Source organism: Halalkalibacter hemicellulosilyticusJCM 9152 (assembly GCF_000513115.1).
Classification (GTDB): domain Bacteria; phylum Bacillota; class Bacilli; order Bacillales; family Bacillaceae_D; genus Halalkalibacter; species Halalkalibacter hemicellulosilyticus.
In genome coordinates this window covers 63,143-79,641 of sequence record NZ_BAUU01000011.1, presented here as the reverse complement: position 1 = coordinate 79,641, position 16,499 = coordinate 63,143, and the positions used below count along the sequence as shown (strand labels likewise).

The window sequence follows — 16,499 nt, the reverse complement described above, 5'->3', positions numbered from 1 at the left end:
TCTCTATCTTTGCTCTTAAAATTTGAAAGAAGTTGTCTCATTGCTCTAATCTTAGAGCAAATGAGACAACTATCTCTACACGTCTATCCTTCTGTACGCTCAACCTTCTTACCAATAATTGATAAATTTAAATCAATTAATTGTTCAACACTTACTTCACCAGGAGCATCCGTTAATAAATCACTCGCACTTGCTGTTTTCGGGAAAGCAATCGTATCTCGTAAGTTTGTCCGTCCAGCAAGCAACATAACAAGACGATCTAATCCAAAGGCAATCCCTCCATGTGGAGGTGTACCATATTCAAATGCCTCAAGTAAGAACCCAAATTCTTCTTTCGCTTGTTCCTCCGTAAAACCTAGTGCCTTAAACATTTGCTCTTGTACATTACGCTGATAAATACGTTGTGATCCACCACCAAGCTCATATCCATTTAAGACAAGGTCATACGCATTTGCCCGGACACTTGCTGGGTCTGTTTCAAGCAATCCAAGGTCTTCTTGACGTGGACTTGTGAATGGGTGATGCAATGCTACATAGCGTTTTGCCGCTTCATCATACTCGACTAACGGGAAATCAACGACCCATAAGAAATTGAATTTCGTTTCATCAATTAAACCAAACTCTTTCCCGAAGCGGAGACGAAGAGCTCCTAAGCTATCGAAAACAACTTGATGCTTGTCAGCACCGAAGAACAATAAGTCACCAGCTTCAGCATTTAATGCAGCCTTCATCGCTGCTTGAACGTCTTCTTCAAAGAATTTTGCAATCGGTCCTTTTAGGCCATCCTCTTCGACTTTAAGCCAGGCTAATCCTTTTGCTCCGTATTGCTTCACAAAATCCGTTAGTCCATCAATTTCTTTACGAGAAAGCTTATCTGCTCCTCCTTTTAAGTTTAACCCTTTTACAATTCCTCCACCAGCAATGGCTCCTTGGAATACTTTAAAGTTAGCATCCTTTACAATCTCAGATAGTTCAACAAGCTCCATATCAAAACGAACATCAGGCTTGTCTGACCCAAATCGATTCATAGCTTCATCATACGTTAGTCGAGGGAATGGGGTTGTTACCTCTACTCCTTTTAATTCTTTTAATACTTTTGCCATCATTTCTTCAGCCATGGCTAGTAGCTCTTCCTTATCCATAAAGGAAGTCTCAATATCCACTTGTGTAAATTCAGGCTGACGATCTGCTCGTAAATCTTCATCACGGAAACAGCGAACAACTTGGAAATAACGCTCAAATCCTGAAACCATAAGCATTTGTTTAAATAATTGCGGTGATTGTGGTAACGCATAAAATTCACCATGATGAACACGGCTTGGAACTAAATAATCACGCGCTCCTTCTGGTGTGCTTTTCGTTAGCATCGGTGTTTCAATTTCAAGGAACGCTTTCTCATCTAAGAAATCACGAATAAGCTTTGTCGTTTTATGACGTAGAATCATCGTCTCTTGCATGTCAGGACGACGCAAATCCAAATAACGGTACTTTAATCGAATATCTTCCGAAGCGTCCGTATCGGCTTCAATTTGGAACGGTAATGATTTTGAAGCATTTAAAATAGTTACAGATGTCGCATGAATCTCAATCGTACCTGTTTCGAGTTTTTCATTAACCGTACTTGGATCACGCTTGACAACCTTGCCCTCTAGCTCTAAGACATATTCATTTCGAACACGATCAGCAATAGCTAAGGCATCCTTATTTACTTCTGGGCTAAAAACGACTTGAACAATTCCTGAACGATCACGTAAATCTAAAAATACGACTTGTCCTAGATCACGACGGCGTTGAACCCAGCCTTTTAACGATACGACTTCCCCTACCTGTTCTTCACGAATGTTACCACAATGATGTGTTCTCTGACTCATCTTTCTTCCTCCTTATCGTTGTTCCTGCATGTAATCAATAAATTCTGTTAAAGCTACTTCTTTTTGTTTGCCTGTTTCCATTTCTTTTACGTTAATAATCCCTTGATCTAATTCATTTTCACCTAAAATAGCTGTATAACGAGCTTGATAGCGATCTGCCGCTTTAAATTGTGCTTTCATTTTGCGATCAAGATAGTCTTTATCACAGCTTACTCCAGCTTTACGCAATTGATAAAGAAGCTTTGCTGCCTTATCCATTGCCTCATCTCCAAGCGCTACAATAAAGCAATCAAGCGTTTCTACAGACGGCTTATCCAATCCTTTGGCTTTTAAAGCCATAATCAAACGTTCAATACTAAATGCAAACCCAATTCCTGGTGTAGAAGGACCACCTAAATCCTCAACTAGCCCTGTGTATCGACCACCACCACAAAGTGTTGTAATAGCACCAAAACCTTCACCATCAGCCATAATTTCAAAAGCCGTATGATAATAATAGTCAAGCCCACGAACGAGTGTTGGATCGACCTCATACCGAATACCTAATTGATCTAAAAGGTGACGAACCTTTTCAAAGTAAGCTTTCGATTCATCATTAAGATGATCGAGAATGGAAGGCGCTGATTGCATTAATGGATGCTCACGATCCTTCTTACAATCTAGAATACGTAACGGATTTTTCTCCAATCTTGATTGACAATCTGCACAAAATTCTTGTATGTGTGGTTTAAAATGTTCAATTAAAGCCTGACGATGTGCATCACGGCTTTCCTTATCTCCTAAGCTATTTAAGATGAGCTTGACATCTGTTAATCCAAGCTCTTCATAAATGCTCATCGCCAATGCCAATACCTCCGCATCAATCGCCGGATCTGCACTACCAATCGCTTCAACACCGAATTGAACAAACTGCCGCATTCGTCCTGATTGAGGACGTTCATAGCGAAACATTGGCCCTTGGTAATAAAGCTTAACAGGTTGATTCGGATTTCCAAACATCTTCTTCTCAACGAACGAACGCGCAACCCCTGCAGTCCCCTCAGGGCGAAGCGTCATACTTCGATCACCACGATCAGTGAATGTGTACATTTCCTTTTGAACGATGTCTGTCGTATCACCGACACCACGTTGAAACAGCTCCGTATGTTCAAATATCGGTGTACGAATTTCTTTATAATGATACGTGCGGCACACCTCTTTTGCCTTCACTTCTATGTATTGCCATAACTCTACGTCACCAGGTAAAATATCCTGTGTCCCACGTGGAATATGAATACTCATTCTCTCACTCCTTTTTTCAAAAAAATATAAAAAACTCCCGCCACTGATGCCTAATCATACATCAGGGACGAGAGTTATACCCGTGGTGCCACCCTTACTTGAAGCCTATGCTTCCACTTTAAACAGTTAACGCCTGTTCACGTTTTCTCCTACTAACCTGAAGACGTTCAGAGAAACTCCTCAGAGGTGTTCTTTCATTAAGACAAATAGGGAAGGCTCTCAGCCGCGACCTTTCCTCTCTAGACTACTTGATCTCTTAATTACTCTTCCTCTTCACTGGATTCAAAATGATGATGTATACATCATACGAATTGTCCAATCACCTGTCAATGCTTAATTACGAGAAAGCTGCTTTTTCAATTGCTGAACTTCTTCGCGGGACAAACCCAACTCACAAGTTAGCTCTATGCTACAATCCTGCTTCTCATTATGAGCATTCATTTGAAACAATGGTCCGGCCTTTTGTTGAGCAAGCTGCCTTTTATTAGAGCGCATTTCTTATTCCTCCGTTTTTTACTAGCTTGTCCTAAAACAGAGGAAAAGTTACATTCTATTTGCTTTCTAAAATAAATGTAACAGGCCCATCATTCACTAATGAAACATCCATCATTGCTCCGAACGTCCCCGTTTCTACATGTATGCCCATTTCTTGCAAAAGCTGATTAAAATGCTTGTACAATTCAATAGCATCATTTGGCTTTGCTGCATTCATAAAGTTTGGTCTTCTACCTTTACGAGTATCACCATACAATGTGAATTGCGAAACAGATAACGCTTCTCCACTTACATCCTTTAAAGAATGATTCATTTTTCCATTTTTGTCCTCAAATATACGAAGATGTGCTATTTTTTCCGCTAAATACACTGCATCCTCGATCGTATCATCGTGGGTTACTCCGACTAAAAGCATCACCCCACGTTTGATGCTTCCAACACATTCTCCATCAACATGTACTGCTGCTTCCTTCGTACGTTGTAATACAACTTTCATCGTTCCTTCTCCTTACTACACAAAACCTTACCTTAATGTGTCACTCTGCGAACGGAATAAATATCCCGTAGCTGTTTAATCTTTTCAACAATCTTATGCAAATGATCAATGTTTGTAATCGAAATCGTTAAATGAACTGTTGCTAGTTTTTGTCGATGATCTGATTGTCCCGACACTTTATTAATGGGGGTTCGTGATTCAGACACAGCATACAAGATTTCATTTAATAATCCATTGCGATCAAAGCCTGTTATTTCAATGTCAACATTATAAGCTTTTCCTTCACGCTGATTCCCTTCCCACTCCACTTCTAGTAATCGATCCTCTGACTCATTTCGAATATTAGGGCAATCTGCCCGATGTACAGATACACCACGACCTTTTGTTATGTACCCGATAATGTCATCACCAGGTACGGGAGTACAGCAGCGTGATAAACGTGTCAATAAATTATCTACGCCTTTCACACGGACACCAGAGGTTGCTTTTTTCTGTGTCCCCTTCGTTTGTACATCAGAAATCGCTTCAGCCAATGATTGTTCTTCTTGCTCTTGATCGATTTGCTTTTGCAGCTTTTCCGTTAATCGATTAACGATTTGCTTAACACTTACACCGCCATAACCAGTTGCAGCAAACATATCCTCTTCACCAACAAAGCTAAACTTATGAGCGGCATCAGCAATATTCTCTTCTGTCAGAACGTCCTTCACGTCAAAATCACGTTCGCGTATTTCCTTTTCAATTAATTCGCGACCTTTTTCAATATTTTCTTCACGACGTTCTTTTTTAAACCATTGTCTAATTTTATTTTTCGCATGGGACGACTTAGCAATTTTCAACCAATCCTGACTTGGTCCGTATGAATGCTTCGATGTCATCACTTCAATAATATCACCGGTATTTAACTCGTGATCAAGCGGAACCATCTTGCCATTTACTTTCGCTCCAATGCAGCGATTGCCGATCTCACTATGAATACGATAGGCAAAATCAATTGGAATCGAGCCTTGTGGAAGCTCCATTACATCACCATTTGGCGTAAAAACAAAAACCATATCTGAAAACAAATCCATCTTCAATGATTCCATAAATTCCTGCGCATCATTCGTATCCGTTTGTGATTCAATCACATCTCTAAACCACGTCAATCGATCCTCAAATGTATTCTTATTTGGGTTAATCGTCTTGCCTTCCTTATAAGCCCAGTGAGCAGCAACCCCGAATTCTGCTATTCGATGCATATCCTGCGTTCGAATTTGAACCTCTAATGGATCACCATAAGGGCCGACAACTGTCGTATGAATGGATTGATACATATTCGCCTTTGGCATCGCAATATAATCCTTAAAACGACCAGGCATCGGCTTCCATGATGTATGAATTACGCCAAGAACGGCATAGCAATCCTTAATACTTTCAACGATAATACGAACAGCTAACAAATCATAGATTTCATTAAATTGTTTATGCTGTAAATTCATTTTCCGATAAATGCTATAAATATGCTTCGGTCGTCCAGATATTTCTGCCTTTACATGTACGTCATCTAAATTTTCATTAATCGTATCCATGACTTCAGAAAGGTACTGCTCTCGTTCCGCACGTTTTCGTTTCATAAGGTTAACGATTCGGTAATATTGCTGTGGGTCTAAATAGCGAAGTGCAGTATCTTCGAGCTCCCACTTTATTTTCGAAATCCCTAATCGATGAGCAAGTGGCGCAAAGATTTCCAGCGTTTCATTTGACGTAATTTGCTGTTTATGTGGTGGCATAAACTTCAACGTTCTCATATTATGAAGTCGGTCAGCAAGTTTAATCATAATGACACGTATGTCCTTTGCCATTGCAATCAACATTTTACGATGGTTTTCTGCTTGCTGCTCTTCCTTTGACTTATACTTAAACTTCTTCAGCTTCGTTACACCATCAACGAGCATAGCGACTTGATCGTTGAATTCCTCTTCAATCTTCTCAACGGTAATATCCGTATCTTCAACAACATCATGGAGAAATGCTGCTGCCACTGAGTTCGGATCAAGCTGAAGATCAACAACAATACCTGCAACTTGAATAGGATGCAAAATATATGGTTCACCGGATTTACGATATTGACCATCATGGGCTCTTTCAGCAAATTCATAGGCCTTTCGTATAAAAGCGACATCTTTTTCATTTAAATAAAGACCCGCTTGCTCTAATACTTGATCTAAAGTCATGGAATCACCTAATTTTTTACGATTCGATATTTCTTTATATTATGGTGAAGTTTGTCGCTTATGTAAAGAGAAAAATCGAAAACAATTATGAAGTTCACCATTTCATACACGCACAATTCTTTAAGAAAGCTCTAAGATTCTAACCAAAACGTTACAATCAACATGAATATAAGAAAAAGGCACCACACATGCGGAACCTTTCCTCAATTACTTAATTGTATGTCATTAATGAAAAGACGTCGTACCCTTTTAATCGTTCTCTTCCATTTAGATAACCTAATTCAATCATAAACGCAATCCCAACAACTTCACCACCGAGTTGCTCGACTAATTTAATCGTTGCTTCAATCGTACCGCCTGTTGCCAATAAATCATCAGCAATAACGACGCGTTGTCCTTTATGAATGGAATCGCGATGTAGTGTTAATTCGTCTTTCCCATATTCAAGCCCATAGCCTTGCGAAATTACTTCACGCGGTAATTTTCCTGGTTTGCGAACAGGAACAAACCCGGCTTCAAGCGCATATGACATAGGACAACCAACTACAAATCCTCGCGCTTCAGGTCCAACAATAACATCTGCCTTTTTCTGCGAAGCAAATTGAACCATTTCATCAATGGCCTTTTTATAAGCTTCACCGTTTTGCATTAATGTTGTAATATCCTTAAAACGAATACCTTCTTTCGGATAGTCCTCGACAATCGTAATAAATTGTTTAAAATCCATCTTACACCGTCTCCTTGAGTTTCATTTGATCATATTCCAATTCTTGTTCAAACCATAGCTTCAATTGATCGTAGGAAGAATAAATAAGCTCATTCTCAATTTTCGTTCGCTCTAATCTATGTCTAAAGCTAGCAGAATCCTCTAAATGCTTCTTTTCTGGATTCGAAACAACTGTTAAGCTCTCACCTTCTATTGTAGCAAACCCTAGCTCACAAAACACTTTTATCATAAACTCTACCGTACCCTTGGACCAGCCTTTATGCTTCGCCAAATCATGACTCCGATTTAATGGAAATGTCGCTCGTTTGATTAAAAACGCATAAAACCATTTAAACTGCTCTCGATTAGGCTGAGTTGAGAAGAAATGATCCTCCTTTTGATGAAACACAACATAGATTCTGCTTGGCTTCCCTTTTCGATTCAGTAATTCCTTTAACTGTTGCAAATGTTTAGGAGCATCAAGTAATACGAGATAACGCTCGTCTGTCGTCCTCACGTTATGAGCAAGCGTCACGTCTAAGTCATGAAGAGCTAAATCATCAACTGTCTCGTTCTGAAATACGACTAACAAGCGTTCCTCTTCATCTATTTCCCGAAGTCTCTCCTTCAATTTAGCCTGTTGGGCACTTCGCCAATCAAATAACTGCCAAGTATGAACCGCCAAATCCTCTAGCATTAATTGTGGCTTTACGTGACCATTCCATTCATTAATCGACAACGTTCCAACAGCAGCAACTTTCGCCTGATGTGTCATTTGCTCAAATAAATACCCTAAATGAAAACCGATGCCGTCTAGCTTTGCTCCTGCTTGAGAAAATAACACTTTTAAGTGGTTTGAATCACTGCCGATCTTCCTCATTTGTGAAAGCGAGACATTCTCTAGCATCACTTTTGGTGTTGGATTGTTTACTCCAAATGGAGCTAATCTCTCCATCTGCTGAATAACGGAAACAGATACTTCTTCAACGGTTGCAATTAAGTCTACTTTTGTTACAGGCTTAAAATCTTCTTCTGTTAAACTTTCTTTTGCCTGTTGGAGCAAGCGTGCTCTTAGCTCATCAACATCAACTACATTCATCGTCAAACCCGCAGCCATTGGATGACCGCCGAAATGAGGCAAAATATCACGGCTCTTTGATAACTCTGCAAACATATCAAAGCCTTCAATGCTTCGAGCTGACCCTTTTGCTAGTCCTTTTTCTGCATCAATGCTTAAAACGATTGTTGGACGATAGTAGCGTTCGACTAATCGCGATGCAACAATACCAATTACACCTGGGTTCCATCCTTCACCTGCAATGACAAGCACTTCATTTTCATTTGCTGGAAATTCAGATTCGACTTTAGCAATGGCAGCATCGGCAATTGTCGCAACAATCGACTTTCTCTCTTTATTTAAACGGTCAATTTCTAATGCTAGCTGTTCCGCTTCTTCGCTATCATTTGTCAGTAATAATTCGACAGCTGGATCAGCGGAATCTAATCGACCAGCTGCATTAATTCTCGGACCGATACCAAACCCTACATGATCCGATTGAAGAACTTGACCGTCTAAGCCACACTTCTTCTTTAAAGCAATTAAGCCAGGTCTCGACGTTTCCTGTAGTGTTTGTAATCCTTCCATAACAAGAAGGCGATTTTCATCTATTAGTGGAACAAGATCAGCGACAGTCCCAATAACAGCAATATCAAGCCATTCAGTCGGTACACGCCCTAGAAGGGCTTGTACTACCTTTAGCACGACTCCGACTCCTGCTAACCCCTTAAATGGATACTCACAGCCTGGCTTCTTCGGATTCACAATTGCCAATGCATCAGGTAATTGTGGTGGAGCTTCATGATGATCGGTGATGATGAAATCAAGCTCTATTTCTTTAGCGACACGTGCTACATCAACAGCGGCAATACCAGTATCAACCGTTATCACGAGGTCAACACCGTCTTCTTTTGCTTGACGAATGACTGGCTCATTAGGTCCATACCCTTCTGTAAAACGGTTCGGTATGTAGTAATCGACGTATGCTCCTAATGATGTCAAAGCGATATACATGAGAGCTGTACTGCTTACACCATCGGCATCATAATCGCCGAATATCAAAATTCGTTCCTGCTTCTCTATAGCTTCCTTTACACGCACAACTAGACGATCCATATCATCTAGTAAAAATGGATCGTGATAGTTCATCTCTTCTTTATATAAAAATCTCTTGGCTGCCTCTACAGTTTCAATCCCTCTATTCAACAGTAGCTTAGCGACTAATGGTGCAACTTGAAGCTTGCCAACTAATTGTTCAACACGTTCTTCTGGCTGTGTTTCAACCTTCCACCGTGCTTTAGATTTTAACATACAAACACCCCTTGACCTTCCCATTATACAGGAGTGATCAAAGGGTGACAATGCTATGTATTAGAGGGCACTGAAAAAGTTTGGCTTTTAACTTTTTTGGTGCCCTTGTAGCAATGGGCAAAACCGCTGCCTGTTTTGCAAAGATTGATACGAGTGCAGCCATTGCTACCCAAATGAAAGGCACTGAACAAGTCGATTTGTCCTTTTTCAGTGGCCTCCTATATTACTTCTTTTCATTGGCTATGCTTTCATCTTCGTCCACCATTGTCTGATTATCTTCACTATCAAACTCTGGTACTGCGTGGGCTTGCTTCATTCGTTTCATTTCGTGCTGAAGCCGATAAATTCGGACCATCGCCATTGCTCCAGCAATAATCGCCCCCATTAGTACTGATCCTAATATGACTAATATGAGAGGCCATTCTGCTACGCCAAATAAATAATTTACAGGAACTGCTTCCACATTAATAATGGCAAAAACGGAAATAATAATCGCTATAACTAGACTTATGATAAGTGCCATTGTCCCCGCATCACGTCTCCTCCTTCTTTTCTTCATCTCGATCTACATCATATGGGTTAATATGAACGAGAACATCTTGAACTTGCTTATCCTCCATTAATCTCGCCTTCACCTGCTTAGCAATTGCATGGCCTTCTTCAACCGTAATATACGGATCTACAGCAACCTTAATATCAATAATGACATAATGCCCATGCTCACGCGCATAGAATTCATCAATATTCATTACACCATCTACCTCTTGAGCTATTCGTTTCATTTCCACTGTGTCCTCTTCATGAAGGACGTGATCCAACGCATTATGAATCGACTGTTGCCCAAGCGACCAAGCCATTTTCGCAATTAAAATCGCAACAAAGGCACTCGCTATCGCATCTCCATAGACGAGCCAATTAATATTCATATACCCCCCGAGCAAAGCCGCCCCAATCCCAATTAAGGCTGCTAGTGAAGAAAACACGTCAGAGCGATGATGCCACGCATCTGTCACTAATGCTTCACTCTTATACTTCTTACCCAAATAATGCTTATATCTAAACATACATTCCTTTACAATTATTGAAAAAAGAACAGCATAAATCGCCATCGTTTTCGGTATAACAACCGGTTCAAAAAATGAATGGATAGCTCTAATCGCAATTTCAAACCCTACGATAAATAATAGCACCGCAACAATGATTGCTGCCACAGATTCTGCTTTTCCATGGCCATACGGATGGTCACGATCAGGAGGTAGCTTCGCAGCACGAACGCCAATTAATACGACAACGGAACCGACTACGTCGGACGCTGAGTGAGCTGCATCCGCAATTAATGCTTTACTATTTGACATCACTCCAATAATGGCTTTCACAATTGCCAAAATCACATTTCCGACGATTCCTACCCACGCAGCAAAGCGAACTTTCTTATAGCGTACATCAGATTCTACCCCTACCAATATTCACACCTACTTTTCATTCGAGCTACTTAAGTCAGACCGGACCTCTATACTTCTAAGTATACCCGAAATCTTCTTCCACCACTCGTTTTCTAGCGACAAAAGGGCACTGAAAAAGTTTAGCTTTTACTTTTTCAGTACCCTTTCTTCTTATAGAGATTGTTCAAAAGGGCCCCCTTTTTTTGAACACCCTCTTATACAGTAGGATTTCCCTCTGGATCTTGCTTTTGTGCATCAAAGCGTTTCTTCGCAAGTTGCTTCGATTTCCAAACTAACCATAGTTGGGAAGCAAGGAACATTGATGAATACGTCCCTGCTACTAAACCGACAACGAGAGCAAATGCAAACGTACGAATCGCTTCTCCTCCAAACAGGAAGATTGCCCCGGCAGCAAAGACAACCGTTAAGACCGTATTTATCGAACGTGCTAATGTTTGGACTAGACTTTTATTCACAATTGCTGCTAAATCATCAAAGCCCTTAACCCGTTTTGCTAATTTCATATTCTCCCTAATTCGGTCAAACGTAACAATCGTATCATTTATAGAATAACCGACAATCGTCAAAACAGCAGCAATAAAAGGTATGTTCACCTCAATTTGCAGCAAGCTAAACACAGCAATAACAAAGAATGCATCATGAAGTAATGCAACAATGGCTGCAATCCCATATAAATACTCAAATCGAATCGTCACATAAATGATAATCCCAATCGATGCGATCGCAACAGCCATTAACGCGTTTCTTGCAAGCTCTTGACCGATTCGTGGATCAACCGTACTAATATTCGGTTCAGCACCAAACTTATCATTATAAAAGCTTTGTATTTCTGCGATTTCAGTTGAATCTAACACTCCGACAAAACGTACACTTGCCATATCAAAGTTATCACCAGCGAGCGTAATATCGTTGACCGTAATACTATGTCCTAGCTGTTCAAAGTCTTCTATGAGCTCTTCTTCCGTGATCGACTCATTCGCTAAAATGTCGACACGTGAACCACTACTAAAATCAATTCCCAAGTTCAAACCGAATGTTAGCAACAAAATAATTCCAAGAAGTGCAAAGGAGCCTGAGAAAAGAAAGAATTTCTTACGATGCTTCACAAAGTCAATTTCTTTGTTTTGAAAATTAAAGATCATTTATCTCATCCTCCTTTACGCCAAACAAACGGTACTTCTTATCAAGAGCACGACTCTTCACCCAAAGACCGAGGAGCAACCTCGTACCAAATACAGCTGTGATGAAGCTTGTTAAAATACTGACAATTAACATAACGGCAAAACCTTGAACAGAGCTTGTCCCAAATGAAAATAGAACAGCTGCTGCTAGAATCGTTGTAATGTTCGCATCTAGAATCGTTGATAACGAACGCTTAGATCCTGCTTTAAATGAAGACATCACCGTCTTTCCCGAACGAATCTCATCCTTAATCCGTTCATATGTAATAATATTCGCATCAACAGCCATCCCAACACCAAGAATAAGAGCTGCGATACCTGGTAAGGTTAACACCGCATTCATCATATTAAAAACGAGTAGCACTAAATAAATATATGCACTTAACGTGACAACTGCTACCATCCCCATAAAGCGATAATAGACGAGCATATAAATAAAAATGAGCGCAATGCCGATAAAGCCAGCATAAATCGTTTGCTCCATCGCACGTTCGCCAAGTGATGCTCCTACAGAATTGGAGGATAGCTCCTCTAACGTTGTCGGAAGTGCTCCTGCATTTAGAATTTCTGCTAACTGTCTCGTTTCCTCTACCGTAAAGTCACCACTAATCGTAGCTGTAGGACTCGTTATCACATCTCGAACAACAGCAGCTGATAAATATTTCGGATCAGCCTTCATTCGCTCTTCTTCGTAAGAGTCTACTCCTTCTTCAAAATCGAGCCACACAACAAGCATGTTCTCTTCAGGTGGGCCATGGTACAACTCTCCTGTAATCTCTTGCATTAATCGCGAGTCTTGAAACGTAACATTCACAATAGGGTCGTTCGTATCTGGATGTAGGTTAGCATTTGCCCCACCTTGTCGTAAATCACTTCCATCCGCTAACACTTCATCATACACATTTCGTATCGTTAACTCTGCTTCTGTTGCAAGAAGCTCTCGCGCTGATTGTTGATCATCAACACCGGCTAATTGCACACGTATCCGATCTTCACCCTCAATCCCAATGAACGGCTCCGATACCCCGATGACGTTAATTCTTTGATTCAATGCACTTGCTGTCGCTTCGAGTGCCTGATCATTTATAACGTCTCCTTCATTAGCAGGCTTCACTTCATAAAGCACTTCAAATCCACCTTGAAGATCAAGCCCTAGCTTAATCTCTGTTGCCACGTCCATCGCTGTCTGCCAAATGAGCCCAGCAATTAAAGCGACAATGAGAAAAAAAGCGACAATTCGCCCTTTCTTAACCATATGTCTCTTTTGCCCCCTTCTCTAATCCCATAACTGCAATAATTTCCATTATATCTTGCCTACAGGAAAACCGCAAAGCGGTCTTGTTTAAATCCCTTTCTCTTCTTATCTTTTAGAGTCAATCAGTAAATGCTGCTTTGTTTTAAGCCTCTTTCTCTTCAAATTCAGCAAACCAATCAGTTGGCTCCTTAAAAGCATGCATTGTCAGCCATGTCATATATGTTTGTGATTTCAACGTTAAAATGTGATTCACAAATGTATGCTTATGCATATATTCTTTTTTCTTCCTTAATTGATATAAAACGCATGTCCACACGTCCTCCATCGTAGCACGATCATAGCCTAATAAATGAAACTCATCGACTTTGCTACGTAATGCCGGTTCCACATCTTCCTTCCACACTTCAAATTGTTGTTTTTCTGCCATACTTACTTCCCCCTTATGTAAAATAGCTGCTAAACAAACACTCGATACGCTTCAATTTTCGGAAAACGTACAACAGCAAATAAATGAATACGACCTCTTTTTTGGTGCTCTTTAAGCAATGAAAAGTACTAAAAAATCGATTTTGTCCTTTTTCAGTGGCCTAATACGCTCCCTTTCTAATAAACAACTTGTCATGCTTGACCCACTATTAAGCATATAAATAAATACCGCAAATATCCATCATTTTTTTTCAAGAAAGTAGGGATGCCCATGTCAAAGCAAACGTTTCTAAAAGGAGCGTTTATCTTAATCATTGCAGGCTTAATCACTAGATTTCTAGGGTTTGTGAATAGAATTGTCGTTGCTCGCATTATGGGTGCTGAAGGTGTTGGTCTATATATGATGGCCGTTCCAACACTTATACTCGTCATCACACTTACACAATTAGGACTACCTGTAGCTATTTCTAAACTAGTTGCAGAAGCCGAAGCAAACAATGATCGCGGAAAAATCAAAAAAATTCTCGTCGTCTCCATTTCGATCACAGCCGTATTAAGTCTTATCTTCACAACTGCTATGATTGTTTTTGCTCCATTTGTCGCGCAGACGCTTTTAACGGATGAACGAGCTTATTATCCACTTATTGCGATCGCTCCAATTGTACCGATCGTCGCACTCTCGTCTGTTATGAGGGGCTATTTCCAAGGTAAGCAAAATATGAAACCAACAGCCATGTCACAAGTCATTGAGCAAGTCGTTCGTATCACACTAGTAGCCATTACAACGTCAGCTTTCTTACCGATGGGAATTGAATATGCGGCTGCAGGTGCAATGATTTCTGTCGTCTTTGGAGAACTTGCGTCACTCCTTTATATGACCTTCATGTTTAAAACAAACAAACGCTTTAAGGTTCGTCGGCATTTCTTCCAATATGTAAAGGATGGCAAAAAAACATTTCGTGATCTAATGGGCATTGCTTTACCGACAACTGGGAGCCGCTTAATCGGCTCTGTTGGTCTCTTCTTTGAGCCGATTGTCGTCGCACATAGTCTAGCAATTGCTGGTGTAACAACCATTATGGCAACGAAGCAATATGGTGAGCTAACAGGATTTGTCATTCCTTTGATTCTACTTCCTACTTTTATTACGTATTCGCTATCTGTCTCTTTAGTTCCTGCTATTAGCGAAGCTGTTGCTCGTGATCATTATCAAACCGTGCATTTCAGACTGAATCAAGCTTTAAGACTCGCGATGCTTTCTGGAGGTATTTCCGTTGTCGTGCTCTATATTTATTCAGAACCCATTATGACACTCATGTACGATGCACCAACCGTTGCCACCTATGTAAAGCTCATGGCTCCTTTTACACTGTTTCTCTATTTTCAAGCACCTCTGCAAGCAACGTTACAAGCACTCGATTTAGCCAAGGCGGCAATGATGAATAGTCTCTTTGGAGCCGTTGTGAAAATCGTTGCTATTTTCGCCTTAGCCACTAGGCCTGAGCTTGGCATTATGGGAGCAGCTCTCGCTATTGTGATCGGCTTTATTCTTGTCACGATGCTTCATTTTGCTTCTGTCGCTAAATCAATTAGCTTTACAATCGATACGAAGATGGTATTAAAATCAATCTTTCTTATCCTCATCTCGGGCTGGGTTGGCTATCTATTATCTGAATATGCCTTTACACAATCATCACTTTTTGTTCATACTTTATTGACTATCTCCATAACAGTTCTATTCTATTGTGCCCTTACTCTTGCACTTGGCTTAGTCAAATCAGAAGAATTAAAAAGAATTCCGTATATCGGAAAATACTTAGCATCTCTAACCCCTTAAGAATAAAAGCATATCGGAAGGACACTGAAAAAGTTGATCTGCAATTTTTCAGTGTCCTTGATATCGGTCTTTTCTTGAGAAAGAATTTCCTATTACTTTTTCTTGATTGCTAGACGCTCGTCTAAATGCTTTGCACTCACTTTTGCTAATTGATTTAGAAATTCTATTTGAAAGCTACCTGGTCCTTCTTTTGCCGATTGTTCTGCTGCAAATTCAGCTGCTACACCATAAACAGATACTGCTGATACACAAGCTAATACGAGATTTTTCTCAACTGCAGCAAATGCTCCTACGACAGAGCTTAATAGACAGCCCGTTCCGGTCACCTTTGTTAACATCGGATGGCCGTTTCGTCCAATAAATGTCGACTGACCATCAGTTATGACATCTTCTTTACCTGTCATCACAACAATTGTATCAAGTTGCTTAGCTGCCTTCTCCGCTAATTCAACTGAATTATGGCGCCCACTCCCACCATCGACTCCTTTAATTTCAGATTGCTCACCGATCACATTCGCAAGCTCAGCTGCATTTCCACGAATAACCGAAACATTGAGTTCGTCGAGAATTCTACAAGACGTTTCCGTTCGATAAACAGTTGCTCCTGCACCAACCGGATCAAAAATGACAGGAACTCCATGCTCATTTGCTGATTTCCCAGCAATGAGCATCGCCTCAACGTCTTCTTCTTTCAGCGTACCGATATTTAATACGAGTGCACCAGCCATTTGCGCCATATCGGCTACTTCCTCTTTTGCATAAGCCATGACTGGTGACGCACCTAATGCATACAAGCCATTCGCAGTAAAATTGGTCACAACCACATTCGTCATATTGTGCACAAGTGGATTTTTTTCTCTAACTTGATTTATGCTTTCGACAATTTGATTTAAAATCATCATCT

14 protein-coding genes and 1 other annotated feature are annotated in these 16,499 nt (G+C 40.4%); of the genes, 1 reads left to right on the top strand and 13 read right to left on the bottom strand.

Annotated elements, in window-relative coordinates:
- Positions 1-83: 83 nt before the first annotated feature.
- The 12 genes from aspS to JCM9152_RS08315 all read right to left on the bottom strand — a co-directional run bounded on the left by aspS (position 84) and on the right by JCM9152_RS08315 (position 13,759).
- Positions 84-1,871 (bottom strand): aspartate--tRNA ligase, encoded by a 1,788-nt coding sequence (gene aspS, locus JCM9152_RS08360; protein WP_035343097.1) that lies wholly within the window; start codon positions 1,869-1,871, stop codon positions 84-86.
- A gap of 12 nt (positions 1,872-1,883) precedes the next feature.
- Positions 1,884-3,152: a histidine--tRNA ligase gene (hisS, locus tag JCM9152_RS08355; RefSeq protein WP_035343095.1), complete on the bottom strand. Its 1,269-nt coding sequence runs from the start codon at positions 3,150-3,152 to the stop codon at positions 1,884-1,886.
- Positions 3,153-3,212: 60 nt separating this feature from the next.
- Positions 3,213-3,438 (bottom strand) — a binding site (T-box leader).
- A 47-nt stretch (positions 3,439-3,485) separates the two neighbouring features.
- Positions 3,486-3,647: a hypothetical protein gene (locus JCM9152_RS22590; protein ID WP_156314984.1), complete on the bottom strand. Its 162-nt coding sequence runs from the start codon at positions 3,645-3,647 to the stop codon at positions 3,486-3,488.
- A gap of 55 nt (positions 3,648-3,702) precedes the next feature.
- Positions 3,703-4,143 (bottom strand): D-aminoacyl-tRNA deacylase, encoded by a 441-nt coding sequence (dtd, locus tag JCM9152_RS08350; protein ID WP_035343093.1) that lies wholly within the window; start codon positions 4,141-4,143, stop codon positions 3,703-3,705.
- Positions 4,144-4,175: 32 nt separating this feature from the next.
- Positions 4,176-6,359, bottom strand: a complete 2,184-nt coding sequence (locus JCM9152_RS08345; protein ID WP_081727950.1) for a RelA/SpoT family protein — start codon at positions 6,357-6,359, stop codon at positions 4,176-4,178.
- 211 nt (positions 6,360-6,570) lie between these two features.
- Positions 6,571-7,086, bottom strand: coding sequence for an adenine phosphoribosyltransferase (locus JCM9152_RS08340; protein ID WP_035343089.1), 516 nt, complete (start codon positions 7,084-7,086; stop codon positions 6,571-6,573).
- Between the two features lies 1 nt (position 7,087).
- Positions 7,088-9,433 (bottom strand): single-stranded-DNA-specific exonuclease RecJ, encoded by a 2,346-nt coding sequence (gene recJ, locus JCM9152_RS08335; protein ID WP_035343087.1) that lies wholly within the window; start codon positions 9,431-9,433, stop codon positions 7,088-7,090.
- A 223-nt stretch (positions 9,434-9,656) separates the two neighbouring features.
- Positions 9,657-9,956 carry a LapA family protein gene (locus tag JCM9152_RS08330; RefSeq protein ID WP_035343085.1) on the bottom strand — a complete coding sequence of 100 codons (300 nt, stop codon included), beginning with the start codon at positions 9,954-9,956 and terminating at the stop codon, positions 9,657-9,659.
- Positions 9,957-9,966: 10 nt separating this feature from the next.
- Positions 9,967-10,896, bottom strand: coding sequence for a cation diffusion facilitator family transporter (locus JCM9152_RS08325; RefSeq protein WP_035343083.1), 930 nt, complete (start codon positions 10,894-10,896; stop codon positions 9,967-9,969).
- Positions 10,897-11,090: 194 nt separating this feature from the next.
- The gene (secF, locus tag JCM9152_RS23225) at positions 11,091-12,038 is read right to left on the bottom strand and encodes a protein translocase subunit SecF (protein WP_235715661.1); all 948 of its coding nucleotides are present in this window, start codon (positions 12,036-12,038) and stop codon (positions 11,091-11,093) included.
- Complete coding sequence (gene secD / locus JCM9152_RS23220; RefSeq protein ID WP_235715660.1) at positions 12,028-13,332, bottom strand: protein translocase subunit SecD; 1,305 nt, start codon at positions 13,330-13,332, stop codon at positions 12,028-12,030. Before secD ends, secF begins: the two co-directional genes overlap by 11 nt.
- A 142-nt stretch (positions 13,333-13,474) precedes the next feature.
- Positions 13,475-13,759: a post-transcriptional regulator gene (locus JCM9152_RS08315; RefSeq protein ID WP_035343081.1), complete on the bottom strand. Its 285-nt coding sequence runs from the start codon at positions 13,757-13,759 to the stop codon at positions 13,475-13,477.
- 270 nt (positions 13,760-14,029) lie between these two features.
- Between JCM9152_RS08315 and spoVB the strand changes: the two genes are divergently transcribed.
- A complete protein-coding gene (spoVB, locus tag JCM9152_RS08310; RefSeq protein WP_035343079.1) occupies positions 14,030-15,595 on the top strand; it encodes a stage V sporulation protein B in 1,566 nt (521 codons plus the stop codon).
- Positions 15,596-15,687: 92 nt separating this feature from the next.
- On the opposite strand, the gene thiM is transcribed toward spoVB, so the two are convergent.
- The gene (thiM, locus tag JCM9152_RS08305) at positions 15,688-16,494 is read right to left on the bottom strand and encodes a hydroxyethylthiazole kinase (RefSeq protein WP_035343077.1); all 807 of its coding nucleotides are present in this window, start codon (positions 16,492-16,494) and stop codon (positions 15,688-15,690) included.
- Positions 16,495-16,499: the final 5 nt, after the last annotated feature.

Excerpts from the sequence above, each read along its gene's own strand:
- aspS (WP_035343097.1), bottom strand. The coding sequence starts at position 1,871 with ATGAGTCAGAGAACACATCATTGTGGTAACATTCGTGAAGAACAGGTA.
- hisS (WP_035343095.1), bottom strand. The coding sequence starts at position 3,152 with ATGAGTATTCATATTCCACGTGGGACACAGGATATTTTACCTGGTGAC.
- JCM9152_RS22590 (WP_156314984.1), bottom strand. The coding sequence starts at position 3,647 with ATGCGCTCTAATAAAAGGCAGCTTGCTCAACAAAAGGCCGGACCATTG.
- dtd (WP_035343093.1), bottom strand. The coding sequence starts at position 4,143 with ATGAAAGTTGTATTACAACGTACGAAGGAAGCAGCAGTACATGTTGAT.
- JCM9152_RS08345 (WP_081727950.1), bottom strand. The coding sequence starts at position 6,359 with ATGACTTTAGATCAAGTATTAGAGCAAGCGGGTCTTTATTTAAATGAA.
- JCM9152_RS08340 (WP_035343089.1), bottom strand. The coding sequence starts at position 7,086 with ATGGATTTTAAACAATTTATTACGATTGTCGAGGACTATCCGAAAGAA.
- recJ (WP_035343087.1), bottom strand. The coding sequence starts at position 9,433 with ATGTTAAAATCTAAAGCACGGTGGAAGGTTGAAACACAGCCAGAAGAA.
- JCM9152_RS08330 (WP_035343085.1), bottom strand. The coding sequence starts at position 9,956 with ATGGCACTTATCATAAGTCTAGTTATAGCGATTATTATTTCCGTTTTT.
- secF (WP_235715661.1), bottom strand. The coding sequence starts at position 12,038 with ATGATCTTTAATTTTCAAAACAAAGAAATTGACTTTGTGAAGCATCGT.
- secD (WP_235715660.1), bottom strand. The coding sequence starts at position 13,332 with ATGGTTAAGAAAGGGCGAATTGTCGCTTTTTTTCTCATTGTCGCTTTA.
- JCM9152_RS08315 (WP_035343081.1), bottom strand. The coding sequence starts at position 13,759 with ATGGCAGAAAAACAACAATTTGAAGTGTGGAAGGAAGATGTGGAACCG.
- spoVB (WP_035343079.1), top strand. The coding sequence starts at position 14,030 with ATGTCAAAGCAAACGTTTCTAAAAGGAGCGTTTATCTTAATCATTGCA.
- thiM (WP_035343077.1), bottom strand. The coding sequence starts at position 16,494 with ATGATTTTAAATCAAATTGTCGAAAGCATAAATCAAGTTAGAGAAAAA.